This is a genomic window from Sulfuricurvum sp. (assembly GCF_031427015.1).
Classification (GTDB): Bacteria; Campylobacterota; Campylobacteria; order Campylobacterales; family Sulfurimonadaceae; genus Sulfuricurvum.
The window spans coordinates 440,838-459,868 of record NZ_JASJOW010000002.1; the positions used below are offsets into that span (position 1 = coordinate 440,838).

A 19,031-nucleotide genomic window follows, 5' to 3' on the forward strand; every position below is an offset into this window, starting at 1 on the left:
CGGAGCTAAGCCCCGATAGGCAACGCTAACACTGCATTTACTTAATCAAACACCACAATCAGATTTTTTGGCAAAATGATATTTTTGAGCTGTTCGCGTGCCAAATAGAGATGTTTTCCGCTAACAAGTAATTTTCCCTCTTCTATACGTAGGGATACTTCTGAGGCATCGATGCGTGAGGCTAAGAGGATATGAGAGAGCCACAGAAGGGCACTGAGTGCATCGAGGGTAGAGTTGTCGGGCAAGAGGGTGCCGTAGCCCTCTTTGGGAACCAAAGACGAGGAAGTATGCCCTTTTTTGAAGAGCAGAAGATGAGAGATCAACGCGATCTGCGAATGATTTAGTGCATAATCAAGTGTATTCATCGCTAGGTAGTGGCTGTGACGTTGATAAGCATAGTAACGGACGTCTACCCCTATTGAGAGAAGTTTTGCGGCTATACTAAGCTCACGGTGATGTTCAGGGCTTATTCCAAGAGAAACATGAAGCAGTTCGAACAGACGTTTACTTAAATGGGCGCATTGCTGGGCGTGAGTACTGTGCAAACCGTAGGTATCAAGGAGATAGCGGACGCTTGGATTATAGTTTGCGGGGAACCGATCACCCGAATTGCGAAGCAGATCACTCAAAAATACCCCTTCGCGTACGCCGACACCGCTGCATATGAGTGTTTTACTTTTTGTATAGCGGACAATACGCTCCAAAATCAGTGAACCGGGTTTAATCGTATCAAAACGGTCCGGTTTGATAAAAAGGGAACGGAGTTTTTTAGGGGTAGAGTCTTGTATCTGATCGGTGAAGCGTAAAAATAAGGTTTCATCCGTCGTATAAGCGTGCAGTTTTTTAAGTGGGTATTCCTCTTTTTTCATCAAGGCACGGGTTATAGCACGGAAGGTTCCTCCGATCCCTATCAGGGTCGTTGTATCAAAACGGGGGAGTTGTTTGAGCGCTTCATCAATGTACTCAATGGCACCTGCAATATTATCCGTATCAAAAAAAAGTTCTTTGATCCGAACCGTTCCGATATTGAGGGAAAAAAGTTGTTCGACTTTACCGTCACGAAGGAGGGTGAATTCGCTTGAGCCTCCCCCTACATCGACAGTAACGGCTTCTGGAATCTGAGGAAGAAGATTGGCACACGCCATACCTCCTAAATAGGCTTCCCGCTCACCACTGATTACTTTTATAGAGAGATCGTGGTTGCGACGGATACGGGAGAGAAAAATAGAGGCATTCGGGGCATCACGAAGAGCGGAGGTGGCAACACATAAAATCTTTCGAGCGCCGAAAGATCGGGCTATCGATAAAAACTCTCCGAGAGCCAGAGCGGTACGCTCCATCGCTTCAGGTTGAAGAAATCCATTGTTTTTGTAGGCATTTTCGCTTAGGCGAACGGAACTTTTAGCCTCATGAAGAATATGAAAAGCAAAACGGCTGGTTTTTTGAAATACCGCGAGGCGAATGGAATTACTTCCGATGTCGATAACGGCGGTACATTTCGCCATTTACTCCTCTTCCTCTATGAGTTGTTTGTGCTTATAAAGAAGTTCTTGCATCGTTTCCACATTATCTTTATCCGGAATAATACAATCGACCGGACAAACGGCAATACAAGCAGGTTCATCATAGGTTCCTACACATTCGGTACAACGGTCCGGATCGATGATATAAATTGGATCGCCCTCTTCAATAGCATCCATCGGGCATTCTTCACGGCATGCGTCGCATGCGATACATTCATCGACTATTAGTAATGGCATAGGGTAAACCTCGGTTTTTTTATTGGTTATTGCGCGATTTATAGCGAAAGGAACCTTTGAGGAGTTTTAAACTCTCAAAACTTATCGCTGCGGGAGGATACAACACAGTTTTGAGGGGAGGATAAGACGGGCACACGAACCGTCAATCCCATCTTCTCGATTCGTGAGTGTAATGATCGCTCCGATCGCTTCAGCGGCACTTTTGGCCAGAAAGAGACCTAACCCTACCCCTGATTTGTTCCCTTGTCGCTTAAACGGTGCAAACAGATCGACACTCTCATCGATACCACACCCCTCATCGATCACTTCAATGACAATCCCTATATTATTGAGATAGCTTTGAAACAGTATCGTTTTCCCCTCAGGGGTAAATTTTAATGCATTTTGCAAAAAGTTTTGCAGTATTTGATTGAGGAGGGTCACTTGTAACACGGCACTAAAGGCATCCGGAACAAAATGGGTGACAAGGTTTTTGTTTTCGCTATTGGCCAAAAGTTTAAAATCTCCTTCCCATTTTTTGAGGATTTGAATCACATCGGTTTGGATTGGAATTTCGAGCTGTGCCCCCTCTTGACGACCGATATTAAGGATATCCGCAACGATTTTATTCATCTCATCGACACTTTGATTGGTGATTCGGATCGCTTCAATGTACTCTTCGGGGCTCCGTTTTTTGATGAGGGTTACTTGATTTTTGAGCTTGATCACGGCGAGAGGCGTTTTAAGCTCATGAGCGGCTCCGATAAAAAGCTCTTTTTGGTATTTGACGAAATTTTGTATCCGAGCGATCAGACGATTGAGGGTTTCACCGAGAGGCTCGAATTCATCGGGGAGCTGTTCAACTTTAATAGGACGGATCAAATGTTCATTCATGTTGGCTAGTCTGCGTGAGAGTGCCGTGATCGGCGCAATCAACATTTTTGAAAAAGCGATAGCATAAAGAATAATCACGACAAATCCGACCGCATTAATAATAAAAATAGAGTTTAGGATTTTGGTCAATAGACGTTTGGTCGTCGTGATGTCACGGCTCACTTTCAAATAGGAGGAGCGTTCAAAGTCAAACGGATAGATGAGGGTAAGGGTTGTTGTTTTATCTTTGTGAAGCGTCTCATAAAAATCGAGATGTTCTTCATTCGGAGTAAGGTTGATTAGTTCTACGTTAAGTCCCATAAGGGTTTCGGTATTATTTTGTTGTGCCGATAAAAGAGATTTATACGAGGAGATATTTTCAGCGTAACCGATCAGTTCGGCTTGTTTTTCATCGTAAATAGATTGTTTGATAAAGAGATATAAAAAAGAGGAGAAAAGGATAACCAATGCCGCCGAAGCGACAATGAGTTGAAAGAGAAAGCGTCGTCTTATGCTTCTTTTGGAAAACAAAAACGGTACCCTCGGCGGCGCACGGTTTCGATGGTAGTGATACCGAGCGGTTTATCCATTTTTTGGCGAATTTGGTTGATCGCAACCTCGATAACGTTCGGAGTAACGAGTTCAGGCTCTTCCCAGATTGCATCGAGCAATTGCTCTTTAGAGACGATTTGGTCACGGTGACGTGCAAGGTGAGTCAATACTTCAAAAGGTTTACCTTTGAGTTCGATCTCTTTTTCTTTATAAATGATTTTTTCCTCTTCAGGATTAATCGTCAAATCATCAATTTCGATGATATTACTACCGCCGAAACGTAAACGTGCCTCAATACGAGCGACAAGAACATCAAAGTCAAACGGTTTACGGATATAATCATCCGCACCTGCTTTAAGTGCTTCAATTTCGCTCTCATTGTCATCACGTGCTGAGAGGACAACAACTACAGTTTTAGGGGTGTTGCTTTTGATGTCAGGGATGATATCGACGCTGTTACCGTCAGGTAGCATCCAATCCATCAAAATCAGGTCATAGTTACGAATATCGAGATAATACTCGCCGTCTTTTAGGGTTTCGACGACATCGCTTTGGTAACCAAATTCTTTGAGCCCTTCTGCAAGGGTTTTATTGAGGGTTACTTCATCTTCAATGATCAGAATACGCATTCAGATTCCTCATCTAACGGAAATTTTGCCGAAATGATACCATAGTTTTAGAATTTTTTAAACTTTTTTTCAATTTTTTTTAAAAAATGAAACTTTTTTGAACACCGACGGTGCAATTTGGAAGGATATCCGGTTTGCGGATGGTAAGCAAAAGGGTTTCAATAAGGGGGAAATGTTGTTTGAGTGTAACGCCGAGGACTTCCAGTGCCGTTTCGATCAATTCAAACTTTTCAGTTTTCATTGTATCTTCAATCATTCGGGCTACGTCAGCATAATTAATGAAAAGATTGGCTGCATAAGAATAGTTAATAGTACAGTCGATTTGAACCCTCTGAGGGAGAGTGCGCTCAAAATCAAGAATCCCGATAACAGTCTCAAAAGTGAGATTCTCGATAAGAACGATCATGCGACCCGTTTCTCTTCCCCTTTGAAAAGGCGGATAAAGTTAGGGATATGCTTGTAAAAGAGGATAAAGGCGATGAAAAGTACCGGAGCGTGGAACATTGTAGGATAAAGGACAAACGAAGCGACAACAAGGGCAAGTAAGCCGAGCATCGAAGAGAGTGACGAGATACGGATCGTTTTTGCCGCAACTCCCCACACGATAAGGGCGATAGCGGTAGGGATCGGGAGCATAACGGCCATTACACCCATTCCCGTTGCAACCCCTTTACCCCCCTCAAACCACATATAAGGACTAAAACAGTGTCCGATAACGGCGAGGACGGCAACCATCCATTGAACCGAGTCACTCAGTTCAAAATATTTAGCGGCGAGGACAACAATAATCCCTTTGAGCGCATCCAGAGCAAGGGTTGCGGCACCGAGCTTTTTAGCAAGCTTGGGATTTGTCTCTTTGACAACGCGCAGTACATTGGTGGCCCCGATACTTCCCGAGCCTGAATCGGTGATATTGACCCCTGCAAACACTTTTGCCAAAATCAATCCGAAAGGGATACCGCCGAGGAGATAGGCGATTAGATAAAACTGAACATTGAGGTTAAATAAAAAATCCATAATAGGTGGCTCTTTGTTGGTAAATTTTGGATGGTATTATATTTCAAAAGATATAATAACATCCTAATGAGAGTAAGGAATGGTTTTGAACAGTAGCGCAGAAGAGTTAAAACAAAAAATTATTGATCTAAAAAATCGCCTCAGCGTCACGGTCGTAGCGCACTTTTATCAGCGCGATGAAGTGTTTGAGATGGGGGATATTACGGGTGATTCGCTCGAACTCGCTAAACGCACCATGGCGGATGATAAAGAGTTCGTTGTCTTTTGCGGTGTCGGATTTATGGGGCAGAGTGTCAAAATCCTCAGCCCCCACAAACGGGTCGTGATGCCGAAAGTGGCATGCTGTGCGATGGCACGAATGATTGATGGGCTTTATTATGACCAATCGATCCAAAAACTCGAAGATGCAGGGATCAAAAGTGAGGATATCCTCCCGATCACCTACATCAATTCCAATGCGGATGTTAAAGCGCGCGTCGGAAAAATGGGGGGGATGGTCTGTACCAGTTCCAATGCCAAAATGATTATTACGAAAGCTCTTACCGAAGGGAAAAAGATCCTTTTCGTCCCTGATCGCTGTTTGGGGCAAAATATCGCCAATATGATGGGGTTGAAATCGTGTGTACTCGGAGACGGAACCGATCCCAAAGAAGCCGACATCATCTGCTATGACGGATTTTGCTCCGTTCATCAGCTTTTCAGTGTCGATGACATCGAATTTTACCGCAATAAATATCCGGGGATTTTGATCGCGGTTCACCCTGAGTGTGATCCAGCCATCTGTGATCGTGCCGATTTCGTCGGATCGACTTCTCAACTTATCAAATATATCATGGAACTCCCCTCTGAGCAAAAGGTGGCGGTAGGGACGGAGTTTAATATGGTCAACCGCCTCCGCCCGTCTAATACCTATATTCTTTCGTCAACAAAACCTGAATGTCCGACGATGAATGAAACGACATTGGAAGATTTGTATAATGTCCTTAAATCGATTGAAGATGGCAACCCAATCAATGAGATCGAAGTGGATGAGGATACGGCGTATTGGGCGAAAATTGCGTTGGAGAGGATGATGGCACTCTAAATTTGTTGAGATTTTAAAAGGAGTATTAATGAAATTGTTTTTTAAAACTATAGGGATTTTGTTATTGACGAGCATTTTCTCATATGCAAATGATACACGCATCGGAGAATTGGACGCTTTGCTATCAGAACAAAAATATGATCAGCTCTTAATAACATTAGCACCTGAAAAGTTTCATAAATTTCCTTCATTCTTCAATCGTAGTACTGATATGAAATGGTTGCATGAAAAAGAGAAATTAGGATATGTGCCATTATTATATATCCTTGCATATCGAAGTATCGATGATAATAAAGAAGATGCTGTGAAGATATATGCAAAAGCAAGAACATATGCTTTTTTAGATGCTTCAGAGTGTGCTACTCCTACACGAATCCCATGGAATCTTATTTTAGAGCAATCTTTTCCTGAACTTTATAAGATGCGTAAGGAACTACCGCTTATTTATTTACAAGGCGCTGATGACGCATTAAAAGGGGATGAGAACAGAACTACGCGACCTTCAGCATCATGGTATTGTAAATATAGTACAAATGAAAATTTGTTATTGCCTGAACAAGCTACAAGTGCTCGTAAAGCCCGAAGAGTCAAAATGCTTGAAGATAATACCCGTAAATTGACAATCGGAAAAGATGAATAAATAGTGATGTGCTATAGAAATAGGCCTTATATATTCAATCTTCACTTTTGAGATAAGCTTCTTCCTTATTGTGAATCTCTTTATGAGTTTTGGGATATAATTTACTCAATTACAACATAGGAGGGATCAGATGCATACACTCAAACTCGAAGTCAATGATACAGTTTTTGATAAAGTGATGTTTTTCTTAAACAACCTGCCAAAGAATGATGTGAAATTGACCGTAGAAAGCACTACTAAATCAAAGCCTAAAAAGCTAAACTCTATTTCGATTAAAACAAAGGGCTATCGGTTTGATAGAGAAGAGGCAAATGCACGATAAAGCCTTTTTGGATACTAATATCCTGATCTATGCGTATTCGGAAGATGAGCCAAAAAAACAATCCATAGCATTGCAGCTGCTCGATAGTTTCGAAGATAATGTAATAATCTCAAAACAAGTCATCAATGAGCTTAGCAATATTCTTCTCAAAAAATTTAAACTAGGGTCAGACCAAGTAGAAAATGTTTTACTGGAAATCGATAATGTTCTCCCGATTGTTGATTTTGATCTCACGACTCAAATTAAAGCACTCAAACTCAAAGATAGATATCAGTTTCAATATTATGATGCTTTGATTGTAGCTACAGCGTTAGAAAATAACTGTACAGTCGTTTACAGCGAAGATATGCAACACGAAATGCTGATAGACGGAAATTTGAAAATCATCAATCCATTCAACTAATATATCGCTGATATGATAAAAATGCTAAAAGGTAACTCTATGATCGAACAATTTATCCGTGAAGTATTAGCCGAAGATGTAGGGCGCGGGGATTTGTATGCGCGGGTTTCCGATGCGGTGAGTGCCAGTGCGAAGATCATCGCGAAAAGTGACGGGGTTGTAGCCGGTGAAGCATATTTGAGCGTATTGGCGGATATCGAAAAGTTTACGATCATATGGCACAAACATGACGGCGAGACGTTTGCGAAAGGGGAGGTGTTGATGGAGCTAAGCGGCGATTCACACACACTCCTTCGGATTGAGCGGACGCTTCTTAATATGCTCCTTCATGCGAGTTCTATCGCGACACTGACCCGCAAATATGTCGATCTCATCGCTCCGTATGGGACGAAACTCCTCGATACCCGAAAAACCCGCCCGCTGCTGCGCAATTTCGAGAAATACGCGACCCGTATCGGCGGGGCAACGAATCATCGGATGGGGCTGGATGATGCATTGATGCTCAAAGATACCCATCTCAAAACGATTCCAAATCTAGAGCTTTTTATGGAAGAGGCACGGGCAAAAATACCGTTTACCGCGAAGATAGAGATTGAAGCGGAGACGATAGAGATGGCGAAGCATGCTATGGAAGTGGGTGCCGATATCGTGATGTGCGATAATATGTCCGTCGAGCAGCTGCGGGAAGTGGTTGAATACAAATGGGCACACCACAGTAGCGTATTACTCGAAGCAAGCGGCAACATCACCCTTGAATCCATCGAGCGTTATGCCCAAACCGGAGTGGACGCGATTAGCACCGGCTCACTCATCCATCAGGCTAATTGGATCGATATGTCAATGAAAATGGATTAATAAGTGGCTGACGATCAAGAAAAGACCGAAGAACCCACCGCCAAGAAGATCGAAGATGCGCGTGCTGAAGGGAATGTCCCCAAAAGTCAGGATATTGTCGGGGTAGTGGTTCTTTTAGTTGCCATTTTGGCGCTGATTATGATGTTTACGTTTATCGCGGATCGGATGCTCACCCTTTCACGGTACTATTTTTCTCTTATGAATCAGCCGCTGGATCGAGAGCTGATGTTCGATATGGCGGTGGTGACAATGAGGGAGTTCCTCATTATGGCGATTCCCATCTCGATTATTGTTGCGGTTGCGGGAGTGTTGGGTACCGTAGGTCAGATCGGATTTAATTTTACGACCAAACCGCTAACCCCCAATTTTTCAAAGCTCGATCCGATTAAAGGATTTGCGAATCTTTTTACCCTCCAAAAAGCACTGGAATCGGTGAAAATCACCTTTAAATCACTGACGGCATTGGGGATAGGGTTCCTCTACTTTTGGTATTACGTAGAAGAACTTCCGACGGTGGCATTGTTCAATCTCGAAGATCAAATGGGGTGGTTGAGAGATAAAGCGATCGTGTTGGCTTCGGTGATGCTGATCATCATTTTTCTCTATGCTATCGTCGATCTTTTTTTAGTTCGGAAAAACTATTTTGAAAAACTTAAAATGTCGATACAAGAAATTAAAGACGAGATGAAAAATATGGAGGGAGATCCTCATATTAAAGCCAAAATTCGTCAGATTCAGATGCAGGCGGCCAAGAAGCGGATGATGTCTGCGGTTCCGACCGCCGATGTTATTATTACTAACCCTACCCACTATGCGGTAGCCATTGTGTACGATGAAACAAAACATAATGCTCCGGTTGTGGTGGCAAAGGGGGTAGATAATATGGCCATCCAGATTAAAAAAATAGGACGTGAAAACGGTATCCATATCGTCCAAAATCCTCCTCTTGCCCGCTCACTGTATAAAGAGGTCGAAGTGGATCGTCCGATACCCGATATGTTGTTTGCCGCCGTTGCGGAAGTATTGGCGTATGTTTATAAAATGGGCAAGAAACAAAAAGGGGGTCGGTAATGGATCGCTGGCTGAACTTTTTTTCCGATAAGAAAACGATTGCCGGAATATTTTTCCTCATTATGGTCGTACTTGGCGGCATCATGTTGTATTTAGAACAAAAGGTAACTTCACAAACACTCGAACGCCTCAGCGATCAACTCTCGTTAGCACTTAATAATCAACTTGAAAAAGAGCGTTCGACGGCATTGCGTTATGCCCTGATACTAGGGCAAAACACCTCTCTTAGCGATGCACTGGAGCAAGAAGATGAAGATAAAGGATTCGAGATCCTTTCCGAAGTGATGGAGTCGATTAAACTGCATACCGACTCGTTGATACGCTCGCAGATTATAACCGCCGATTATGTTATTTTTGCACGGAGCTGGGATAACTCCTATGCAGGGATGCCTCTGGATTTTCACCGCCCCGATCTTCTCTATTTTCAAACCCATAAAAACCCCCGATCCGCTATCGAAGTAGGGCGAAAAATCGGGATTAAAGCAACGGTTCCGGTCTATCACAGCGAAAAGATGATCGGATTTGTAGAAGTGGTCTCGTTTTTCGAATCGACCCAAGAGTATTTTGATCGGTTGGGGATTGATTTATACATTTTAATGGATGAACGATTTTATGAAACGGCAGTATTTATGCAAGAAAACCCTGCAATCGGAAAAGAGTATATTTTAGCCAATCCAAAATATACCCAAAGCGATTTAAAACTTTTAGAGGGGATCGATTTTAAAACATTGAAAACGACTCGAGTTATTTTTAGCGGAGGGCGTTATTTGTTTTATGAGCCGATGAAAAACGGTGAAGGGGAAAACATCGGGGCTTTTATTTTTTCACTTTCACCGAAGCAGATTAGTACGTATGCCCATTCGGATGAAGAGGACATATCCTTTTTGATTCATCTCTCTAGAAATGAACTTTATGATGTGATGGTGAAAAAATCGTTAGACAACGCACAGTTCCAAAGTGTGTACGATAAAGAGCTGTTGTATCTTAAAGATACGGTACCTCCTGAAGATAGGGAACTCTATTTGCAAGAAGCACGTGAACGTCTGAATGAATATTCCAAAGAAGAATTGATAGGGATTATGCTCGATTACAAAGTAACCAAAGAGATTAAGGGGGAGATTCGATGAAAGTATTGTTGCTCGAAGACGAATACATGCTGCGTGTCAGCATTACCGAATTTTTAGAAGAACTTGGGCTGGAAGTGGTCGGTTTTAGTAACGGAGAACGGGCGTTTGATGCGATTTATGAGACCCACTTTGATCTTTACCTCTTAGATGTGAATGTTCCGGGGATGAACGGGTTCGATTTGCTTCGCACGTTGCGTAAAGAGGGGAATAAGACACCGGCTATTTTTCTCACCTCGATGGTCAATATTACGGATTTGCAAGAGGGGTATAAATCAGGGTGTTGTGATTATATCCGTAAACCTTTTGATCTGACCGAACTGCAGGTACGGATCATGCAGGCATTAAAAAGTTTCTATCATGAGGGGGAGAATCGGATCGATTTTGGAGAAGGACTTATTTACGATACCGAAAATTTTACGTTAATGCATAACGATCATAATATCACTTTGAGCAAAACGGAAAAAGAGATTTTCACCGTTTTGTTAAAACATACCAATCAAGTGGTATCGGTCGAGATGTTCCAAGATGAGATTTGGGGTGAGTACGTCGATCCCGCCAATATACGGGTACAGATCAATAATCTTCGTAAAAAACTCCCCATAGAGATCATCCAAAATCGACGCGGATTGGGATACATCATTGAACGATAATCGCTACGCTCTTAAAAATGCGTTTTTTTATACGATGCTGGTTGCGGTATTGTTATTATTACCGACGTACCTGTATGTCACTTACATGAAATACGTTTATGAAATACAGTACGAATTTAAACTCAAACGACAATCGCATTTGATTATTCGGGCCATGGAAGAGTTTGATCCCAAAGAGAAACAAGCTTTTGATTATCCGCGATTCCGCTCGTTTGAATCGGGGTTGTATGATAAGTATTTTGAACCTCTCTTTAGTGTCATTGAGCTACCGCTCAAAGTGCAAAAAACAGGGTATCATATCCAAGATTCGTATGCGTATTTAGTAGTTGCTCTTCCTGAAGAGCGCTATTTCGGTGCTTCTTACTTGGTTGTAGGGGGAGAAATATCGTACGCACGGATTTATCAGGATGTTATTATCATTCTTCTTGCGATAACGGCACTGATTTTTGTCCTCTCCCTTTTCTTTTTAGATCGTTTTGCGCTACCGTTTCAGAGAATGAATAAACGGTTGGATCAATTTATTAAAGATTCGATGCATGAGATCAATACCCCTCTTTCTATTATAAATGTTAATATCGATCTTTATAATCGCTCCAACCCTACAAACAAATATCTTCAGCGAATTAAAGCGGCAACCAAAACGCTGGCAACGTTGTACAACGATATGGATTATTTGATTAAAAATGAGCGGTTGTCCTTCGAATATGAGATGATTGATTTTAGTCTGTATTTGCAAGAGCGGATCGATTATTTTTATGAAGTAGCCGCATTAAAAAATATTACCCTTATCCCCCGAATCGATGAGAATGTGAGTATCACTTTTAATCCGACACAGCTGCAACGCATTATCGATAACAATCTCTCCAATGCGATCAAATACTCCCATGAGGGGGGAGAGATCGAAGTGATTTTAGAAAAGTATGCAGACCGATGCACTCTGCATTTCCGAGATAACGGAGTAGGGATTGAAGACGTTAATCGCATTTTTGAGCGCTATTATCGTGAAAATCGTGATAAAGGGGGCTTTGGAATAGGTCTTAATATCGTAAAAACGATTATCGACAAAGCAGGTATCGAGCTCTCTATCGATTCTACGTACGGTAAAGGAAGTACCTTTTCGTATACTTTTTCTCCTCCTATTTACAATAACGGATAATTTTTTATTTTTTTTACATAAATTTTACATTCCTCGCCTACAATGTTCAGTGAAATACAGAAATAGGAGAGCCAATGCGAAAAGTGATTATGCTCGGACTTGCTACTTTTTTAAGTGCAGCCGATTTATCGCAGGTGATTGAAACCCCGGATGCGACGGCAATTTTGAAAAAAGATGCCCTGCCTGCTGCGAAAGCGTATACGATGCCCGAAGGTTGTGTCAGTAATGACCCTAAAGCAATTGCTCGTGGAAGCTATATCTTCCATAACCTAAACGGTAAAGATGCAAAAGAGAATCCGCCTGAGGGGTTGACGCGACTTCTTCCTAACGGAAAAGAGAAACAAATGGGTAACTGTGTCGCCTGTCACAATATCGAGGGGGCAAAAGGGTACGGTAATATCGGACCGGATTTGACCAAATACAAAGAACTTTATATGGATAGCGGCGTTCGTAATGCTCAATTTATGTATCAAAAAATAGCAGATCCGCGATTGGACAATCCAAAATCAGCGATGACGGTTAATTTGGCCAACGGTCTTATGAATGAGCGTGAAGTGTGCGATTTGGTATCGTATATCACAGCAGTCAAAAAATAAATACAAGGAGTAATAAATGGAAAGAAGATCATTTTTAAAAGGTTTTGGAGCGGCTGCGGCATGTGCGATTGCATTGCCACATGTTGCCAGTGCCGCGGAAGAGAAAAAAGCAGGCGGCCCGAATGAGATGAATTATGAGACGGCAGTAGCGGCGATTACGGGCGGTAAAGCATTGACACCATCCGCAAAAGTAAAAATGGAAGCTCCTGAAATCGCTGAAAACGGTGCGGTTGTACCGGTTAAAGTAACGGTAGATAGCCCGATGAACAGTAAAGATTACGTAAAAGCGATCCATATTCTTGCGTCTAAAAACGGAAACGTACGTTGTGCCAATATCTATTTGACACCGGCTAACGGTGAGGCATTTTTCGGTACCCGTGTAAAACTCGGCGGAACTCAGGATGTGGTTGCGATTGCTGAAATGAGTGACGGATCATTCCTTAGCGCTAAACAGAACGTTAAAGTAACCATCGGCGGATGTGGTTGATTTTAAATCATCATCACAAAACGTATTGAAAGAAAAAGATAAAGGATAACCCATGGCAGAGATGAAAACACTGATTAAAATTAAACCGAAAACATACGCAGCAGGCGATATCGTTAAAATCGATTTTATGGCGATGCACCCGATGGAAACAGGGATGCGTAAAAACAAAGATACCGGAGCATTGATTCCGGCAGAATATATCGATGAAGTCAAATTTATGTTCAACGACACATTGGTGACAAAAATGGTCATTTGGGAATCACTTTCCGTTAATCCTCTTATGAGTATTAGCTTTAAAGTACCGGGTGCTGGAACCCTAAAAGTAATTGCCAAAGATAACAAAGGGCAAAGCGTCGAGAGTACGACACAAATTACTCCAAAAGGATAAACCATGCGATCATTATCAATTACGGCTGCATTGGTGTGTTTGGCACTTTTGAATTCAGCTTTTGCAGAAGAAAAACTCAGTATGTCGGATGCGGATAAAGCAATGTATGCTGAGCTTCTTGATAACAATCCGGCAGAGATGGAAGTCTCTGAAGGGGAACAACTCTTCGGTGCGCTTATCGGAACCGCGGGGTATGCCAAAATGCTAGGGGTTAAAGAGAAAGATCTTCCAAAATACATTGCAGGTTTTCCTCGCTACGTAGAACCGGCGAAAAAAGTAGTTACTTTGGCGCAAACCATTCAAATGGCGGCGGCAGCTAGTGAAAAACCGGTTCCAAAGCTTGAGAGCAAAGAGATGGTTAAGATGTCTGCGTACGTCAAATCAATCGCAAACGGACAAAAAACCAATATTGATGTCAAAGCAAACAAACACATGGCAGAGATGATGAAACTCGGACAAGAGGTATTTGAAGAGCGTCGCGGCGGTCGCGGACTATCCTGTAACAATTGTCACAGTATGGATATCGTCGGTCAACGTCTACGTATGCAACCGCTTCCTGATTTAGGGGCTAAAGAGACAGCGGCGGCGGGAACATGGCCGGCATACCGTATGACCCAAAGTCAAATGGTAACGTTGGATAAGCGTATGCAACAATGTATGAAAAATGCGTTACTTGCAGAGATTCCACTCGGCTCGAAAGAGATCGTTGCATTGGAAGTATATGTGACGAATAAAACCAAAGGGAATGCGATCAGTGTCCCTAGCGTGAAACGTTAAGGACTGAATTATGGATTTATCACGAAGAGATTTTTTCCATATCGCGGCTGCACTTGGGATCGGATTACCCTCGGTAGCCTCTGCCGCATCGACTCCTAAACGGATCGATGAAGTGGGATTAAAAGATATCTATTCTTTTAAAGCTCGCGGAAATGTGACACTATTGCATATTTGTGACATGCATGCTCATATCAAACCGCTTTACTGGCGAGAGCCGTCGACACTGATCTCAGCGCCGAATCTCACCGGGACTCCGGGATTTTTATGCGGTGAATCGTTTTTAAAACATTATGGAATGAAGGGCAAAACGCTCGATGCTTATTTCGATACGTTCATGAATTTTGATGCCTTAGCGCACAAATTTGGAAAAATGGGGGGAATTTCACACATGAAAACCCTCATCAACCATATCAAAAAAGAGCGCGGGGCGGATAATGTGATGCTCCTCGACTCAGGAGATACATGGCAAGGGACGGGTGTTGCGCTCAAAACCGGCGGTGAAGCGATTGTCAAAGCGCAAAATTATCTCGGTGTTGACGTTATGGTCGGTCACTGGGAATTTACTTACGGTAAAAAACGGGTCAAAGAGCTGATCGAAATGCTTAACGCAAAATTTGTCTCACAAAATATTATCGGTGATGATTCATTCGCCGATGATTTCGAAGAGCTTATTTTTGAACCGTATACCATTATGGAACGCGGCGGTGCGAAGATCGGTATTATCGGCCAATCGTTTCCGTTTACCTCTACCGCAAATCCGAAAGAGTTTACTCAAGGGTGGAGTTTCGGATTACGTCTCGATACTCTCCAAACGTATGTTGATAAACTGCGTAAAGAGGAAAAAGTGGACTGTGTTGTCGTGCTATCGCATGACGGTTTCAGTGTTGACCAAGAGGTTGCCCGTCAGGTTAAAGGTATTGACTTTATCCTAAGCGGTCATACGCATGATCCTTCTCCGCAGCCGACCGTTATTAACGGTACGGTCATCGTAATCGCGGGAAGCCACGGCAAATACGTAGGACGTTTGGATATCGACATCCAAAACCATAAGGTCAAAGGGTATGAGTACAAACTAATTCCGGTTGCGTCCAACTTGATTCCGGCTGATCCTGAAGGTGAAGCGTTGGTCAAAGAGTTGTATTCACCGTACGATTCGGAACTCTCCGAAGTATTGGGGATTACCAAATCGACGTTGTTTAAACGGGACACGTTCCATTCGACGTTCGATCAGCTGATCAACGATTCGATTATCGATGCGATGGATTCGGACATCTCGTTTACTCCGGGATACCGCTGGGGAACTACGGTTCTCGGTGGTGACAAAATCACGATGGACGATGTCTACGATATGACGGCGATCACCTATCCGAATGTGTATACGTTTGAACTGACGGGTCTTCATATCCGTACGTTGCTTGAAGATATTGCGGATAACGTCTTTAACGCTAACCCGCTTTATCAACAAGGGGGCGATATGAGCCGCTTGGGCGGAGTAACATACGAAATCCGTGTCGGTGCTGTGAGTGGAAAACGGATTACGAATATTATGATCGGGGGGAAACCTCTAAACGATACCAAGGTATACAAAGTCTCTTCATGGGGCGGCAATCTGCAAAATGCGGGGAGCAATCTAAAAGATTCTTTGACACGTCCAGTATACGATGTGACTGCGGCGTATATTCGTCGTCAGAAAAATGTCAATATCAGCGGAAACAGCAATGTTAAACTGATGGATTATGATTGCGGATGCCCGAAAAAAGGTGCACGCGGGTGCTAAGCCCCTCGTGTAAATCGATTAAACTTAAGGAGTTAGGAATGAAATTAGTCAATCTCAGTATTGTAGCTGCGGCTACATGTTTGTTAGCTACGTCAGCGCATGCGCTTAAATCAGAAGATCGTACGGTTAAAGGTAATTATCAAGTAGAATATACCAAAGTACCGGGTGCAGTAAACTCTATCGGTGAAATGTTTACCGAGGGTGAAGTTTACGGACGTCTCCGCTCGAATATGTTCTGGTGGGACTGGGACAATGAAAGTTCTGCTGTTCAAGACAATAACATGTGGGGTGTCGGTGGTAGTTTAGTGTATAAAACCGGTTATTTCCATGGTTTTGGTGCAACGGCAGGGTTTTATGGAACGGTTCCAATGCATAACGATAATACCTTGGGAACGGGGATAACCAACTACGGTAAAGCGGGTAAAGATACTTATCATACACGTTCCGATGGTACTGAAGGGGCTATGGGTAATTTTGCCGAAGCCTATTTGGAATATAAAAACGGCAAATCAAATATTAAAGTAGGGCGACAGGGCATCGACAGTATGATGCTTGCAACGAATGACACGAAAATGATTCCTAATACGTTTGAAGCGGCCGTTATCGAAAATAAAGATATTCCAAATACTTCTATTCGTGCCGGTTATATTATGTCTCAAAAACTGCGTGACCACCAAACATTTCACAGTCTCATTGAATTTGCAAAATATTCAGCCAATGATGATTCAGGTGCTCATAAAGGACTAACTGCTGCAAATATTCGTTCACGCGGAGCCGGAGATGTTGATCCAGAGATGATTTTACTGACCGTTCAAAATACCTCGGTACCTAATTTGAAACTCAATGGAGAGTATGTAGGATTAAACGGCTTTTTCAATACAGCGATTGCGGAAGCCAACTATAAAATTAAACTCGGTGATGCATGGACATTGACTCCGGGTATCCGCTATCTTCGTCAAATGGATGACGGTGCCGGTAAAATCGGTGGTGCATCTTTGGCAGGTACTGTAACAGCTGCAAATGCTGCTTCAAGAGGGTATACGGCTGGTGATAATGTAGACGGTAGTATTATTATGGCACGTTTGGTTGCGGCTAATGGACCATTAGAACTCTCAGCCGGATACTCGAAGATTTCTGATGATGCCGATATTATCGCTCCATGGCGCGGATTCCCGACAGGTGGATATACCCGTTCAATGGCGCAAGTCGACTGGATCGCGAACACCAAAAACTGGGCAGTAAAAGCGGTTTATGATTTTGGAAAAGCGGGTATGATTTCGGGGCTAAAAGTAGCAGCTGATTATGAAAATATGAATTTTGATGATTCAAAAGCATTTACATCAACATTTACCGATCGTGATATTTTCCACGTAGATGTTTGGCAAACGTTTAAAGCATTGCCAAATACAGAGTTTAAATTCCGTTTCGCAACGGTTGATGCTGATCCAGCTTATACGAGTGCAACAGTTCAAGGAACAGTTGATAACAACTCATACAACGAATACCGTTTCGAAATTAACTACCTCTTCTAAGGTGTGAGCGATGAAACTGTTGTTGGGAACTTTATTCTTTACGATCACGAGTTTGAGTGCGTACGATTACGCCCTTAAACCGGTGCGTGTCACCTCGGACGTTCACTGTTTTTTTGGAAAACCCGAGATCATGGATAAAACCAACAACGGCAACATCGTTAACAGCTGTTACATCGATGCAGAGGAGGGGTACGTGGTCGTTGACACCGGTCCCTCGTATGCATATGCCGAATCTGCTTATAACGCGATGAAAAAGATTAAATCTCTCCCCGTTAAACTTGTTATAAATACCCATATTCATGATGATCATTGGTTGGGGAATAACTATTTTACCGAGCAGGGAATTAAAGTATTGGCAACGGATGATTTCAAGGTTAATGCCGATATGAGCATACCTACCCGAATGCAAACTTATATTTCTCCCGAAGCGTACGCTAAAACGGTACCGACACTTCCTACCGAGATGATTAGTAGCGATACGATACTTACCGTCGGTAATCAAAAACTAGAGCTTAAAATTGCTAAGCATAAAGCCCATACGGCAAAAGATATGGTTGTTTATCTTCCGAAATCTAAAGTGCTAATAGCGGCCGATCTGGTTTTTAACGATCGACTCCCTTCCGTCAGAGGAGGGGATATTAACGGATGGCTTTCAGCACTAGAGGATTTGGATAAATTGGGAGCGGCTCATGTTGTCGGCGGTCATGGTAATCGTACCGATAAAGATGCGGCACAAATGACGAGAGAATATTTTACGCAGATGCGTAACGAAATCCGTGCCGCAATTGCAGACGGATTGGGTATTGATGAAACGATTAAAAAAGTGAGTATGGATAAGTTTAAAAAGTATAAACTTTATGAAGGTACTCATCGTCATAATGTTGAGTCATCTTATCGAGTATTGGAGTGGGAATAATCATGAAATACCTCATTATAGTAGGGGCTTTGTTCTCTACGCTACTTTTTGCTGATGTCCGTTTTGCTGAACCGATCCCTTCAATCGATAAACCGCGTGAAGTGGTAATGGGGATTAGTTTGGGTGATAATGAATCAATCCATCACGGTCTCAGTACGGCTAATAATGTCCTCAAATTTTATGGACCTGAAAAGATCCATTTGCGGATTGTTGCGTATTATCACGGCATCCGTACATTGCTTAAAAGTGAAAAAGAGATTGCGGTGCGAGTACGTGCACTGCAACAATACGGTGTCGAATTTGTCGCCTGCGGCAATACCATGGAGACAAAAAAGATTTCTCCCGATCAGCTGATTGAAGATGTCGAGATTGTTTCGGCCGGGATTGCCGAAGTGATCGAACGCGCCACCGAGGGCGCATTTTACATACAACCTTAGGAG

General features: G+C 42.7%; 23 protein-coding genes. 17 read left to right on the forward strand and 6 right to left on the reverse strand.

What is annotated here, in order from left to right; all coding sequences use genetic code 11:
• Positions 1-41 precede the first annotated feature (41 nt).
• The 6 genes from RMO68_RS04690 to plsY all read right to left on the reverse strand — a co-directional run bounded on the left by RMO68_RS04690 (position 42) and on the right by plsY (position 4,810).
• Positions 42-1,505, reverse strand: coding sequence for a Ppx/GppA phosphatase family protein (locus RMO68_RS04690; RefSeq protein WP_310439552.1), 1,464 nt, complete (start codon positions 1,503-1,505; stop codon positions 42-44).
• Positions 1,506-1,760: a YfhL family 4Fe-4S dicluster ferredoxin gene (locus RMO68_RS04695; protein WP_295055483.1), complete on the reverse strand. Its 255-nt coding sequence runs from the start codon at positions 1,758-1,760 to the stop codon at positions 1,506-1,508.
• A gap of 81 nt (positions 1,761-1,841) precedes the next feature.
• Positions 1,842-3,143 (reverse strand): HAMP domain-containing sensor histidine kinase, encoded by a 1,302-nt coding sequence (locus RMO68_RS04700; RefSeq protein ID WP_310439553.1) that lies wholly within the window; start codon positions 3,141-3,143, stop codon positions 1,842-1,844.
• The gene (hsrA, locus tag RMO68_RS04705; RefSeq protein ID WP_294895609.1) at positions 3,122-3,793 is read right to left on the reverse strand and encodes a homeostatic response regulator transcription factor HsrA; all 672 of its coding nucleotides are present in this window, start codon (positions 3,791-3,793) and stop codon (positions 3,122-3,124) included. The genes RMO68_RS04700 and hsrA overlap by 22 nt, the downstream gene beginning before the upstream one ends.
• A gap of 79 nt (positions 3,794-3,872) precedes the next feature.
• Entirely contained in the window at positions 3,873-4,199 is a 327-nt protein-coding gene (locus RMO68_RS04710) for a dihydroneopterin aldolase (RefSeq protein WP_310439554.1), read from the reverse strand.
• Complete coding sequence (gene plsY / locus RMO68_RS04715; RefSeq protein WP_310439555.1) at positions 4,196-4,810, reverse strand: glycerol-3-phosphate 1-O-acyltransferase PlsY; 615 nt, start codon at positions 4,808-4,810, stop codon at positions 4,196-4,198. The genes RMO68_RS04710 and plsY overlap by 4 nt, the downstream gene beginning before the upstream one ends.
• 85 nt (positions 4,811-4,895) lie before the next feature.
• On the opposite strand from plsY, the gene nadA reads away from it, so the two are divergent.
• The 17 genes from nadA (at position 4,896) to RMO68_RS04800 (ending at position 19,028) form a co-directional block, all read left to right on the forward strand.
• The gene (gene nadA, locus RMO68_RS04720; protein ID WP_409574820.1) at positions 4,896-5,894 is read left to right on the forward strand and encodes a quinolinate synthase NadA; all 999 of its coding nucleotides are present in this window, start codon (positions 4,896-4,898) and stop codon (positions 5,892-5,894) included.
• A gap of 28 nt (positions 5,895-5,922) precedes the next feature.
• Positions 5,923-6,534 carry a hypothetical protein gene (locus tag RMO68_RS04725; protein ID WP_310439557.1) on the forward strand — a complete coding sequence of 204 codons (612 nt, stop codon included), beginning with the start codon at positions 5,923-5,925 and terminating at the stop codon, positions 6,532-6,534.
• A 130-nt stretch (positions 6,535-6,664) separates the two neighbouring features.
• A complete protein-coding gene (locus RMO68_RS04730) occupies positions 6,665-6,856 on the forward strand; it encodes a hypothetical protein (RefSeq protein WP_310439558.1) in 192 nt (63 codons plus the stop codon).
• Positions 6,846-7,259, forward strand: a complete 414-nt coding sequence (locus tag RMO68_RS04735; protein WP_310439559.1) for a PIN domain-containing protein — start codon at positions 6,846-6,848, stop codon at positions 7,257-7,259. Before RMO68_RS04730 ends, RMO68_RS04735 begins: the two co-directional genes overlap by 11 nt.
• 39 nt (positions 7,260-7,298) lie before the next feature.
• Positions 7,299-8,114 (forward strand): carboxylating nicotinate-nucleotide diphosphorylase, encoded by an 816-nt coding sequence (nadC, locus tag RMO68_RS04740; protein ID WP_310439560.1) that lies wholly within the window; start codon positions 7,299-7,301, stop codon positions 8,112-8,114.
• Between the two features lie 3 nt (positions 8,115-8,117).
• The gene (flhB, locus tag RMO68_RS04745; protein WP_310439561.1) at positions 8,118-9,185 is read left to right on the forward strand and encodes a flagellar biosynthesis protein FlhB; all 1,068 of its coding nucleotides are present in this window, start codon (positions 8,118-8,120) and stop codon (positions 9,183-9,185) included.
• Positions 9,185-10,312 (forward strand): cache domain-containing protein, encoded by a 1,128-nt coding sequence (locus RMO68_RS04750; protein ID WP_310439562.1) that lies wholly within the window; start codon positions 9,185-9,187, stop codon positions 10,310-10,312. Before flhB ends, RMO68_RS04750 begins: the two co-directional genes overlap by 1 nt.
• Complete coding sequence (locus tag RMO68_RS04755; RefSeq protein WP_310439563.1) at positions 10,309-10,962, forward strand: response regulator transcription factor; 654 nt, start codon at positions 10,309-10,311, stop codon at positions 10,960-10,962. Before RMO68_RS04750 ends, RMO68_RS04755 begins: the two co-directional genes overlap by 4 nt.
• Entirely contained in the window at positions 10,952-12,118 is a 1,167-nt protein-coding gene (locus RMO68_RS04760; RefSeq protein WP_310439564.1) for a HAMP domain-containing sensor histidine kinase, read from the forward strand. The genes RMO68_RS04755 and RMO68_RS04760 overlap by 11 nt, the downstream gene beginning before the upstream one ends.
• Positions 12,119-12,192: 74 nt before the next feature.
• Positions 12,193-12,714 (forward strand): sulfur oxidation c-type cytochrome SoxX, encoded by a 522-nt coding sequence (soxX, locus tag RMO68_RS04765; RefSeq protein WP_310439565.1) that lies wholly within the window; start codon positions 12,193-12,195, stop codon positions 12,712-12,714.
• Positions 12,715-12,730: 16 nt separating this feature from the next.
• Complete coding sequence (gene soxY, locus RMO68_RS04770) at positions 12,731-13,201, forward strand: thiosulfate oxidation carrier protein SoxY (RefSeq protein WP_310439566.1); 471 nt, start codon at positions 12,731-12,733, stop codon at positions 13,199-13,201.
• A 52-nt stretch (positions 13,202-13,253) separates the two neighbouring features.
• Positions 13,254-13,589, forward strand: a complete 336-nt coding sequence (gene soxZ / locus RMO68_RS04775; RefSeq protein WP_310439567.1) for a thiosulfate oxidation carrier complex protein SoxZ — start codon at positions 13,254-13,256, stop codon at positions 13,587-13,589.
• Between the two features lie 3 nt (positions 13,590-13,592).
• A complete protein-coding gene (gene soxA, locus RMO68_RS04780) occupies positions 13,593-14,366 on the forward strand; it encodes a sulfur oxidation c-type cytochrome SoxA (protein ID WP_310439568.1) in 774 nt (257 codons plus the stop codon).
• A gap of 10 nt (positions 14,367-14,376) precedes the next feature.
• Entirely contained in the window at positions 14,377-16,143 is a 1,767-nt protein-coding gene (gene soxB, locus RMO68_RS04785) for a thiosulfohydrolase SoxB (protein ID WP_310439569.1), read from the forward strand.
• A 38-nt stretch (positions 16,144-16,181) separates the two neighbouring features.
• Positions 16,182-17,675 (forward strand): OprD family outer membrane porin, encoded by a 1,494-nt coding sequence (locus RMO68_RS04790; RefSeq protein WP_310439570.1) that lies wholly within the window; start codon positions 16,182-16,184, stop codon positions 17,673-17,675.
• A gap of 10 nt (positions 17,676-17,685) precedes the next feature.
• The gene (locus RMO68_RS04795; protein ID WP_310439571.1) at positions 17,686-18,591 is read left to right on the forward strand and encodes an MBL fold metallo-hydrolase; all 906 of its coding nucleotides are present in this window, start codon (positions 17,686-17,688) and stop codon (positions 18,589-18,591) included.
• Positions 18,592-18,593: 2 nt separating this feature from the next.
• The gene (locus RMO68_RS04800) at positions 18,594-19,028 is read left to right on the forward strand and encodes a DsrE family protein (RefSeq protein WP_310439572.1); all 435 of its coding nucleotides are present in this window, start codon (positions 18,594-18,596) and stop codon (positions 19,026-19,028) included.
• Positions 19,029-19,031: the final 3 nt, after the last annotated feature.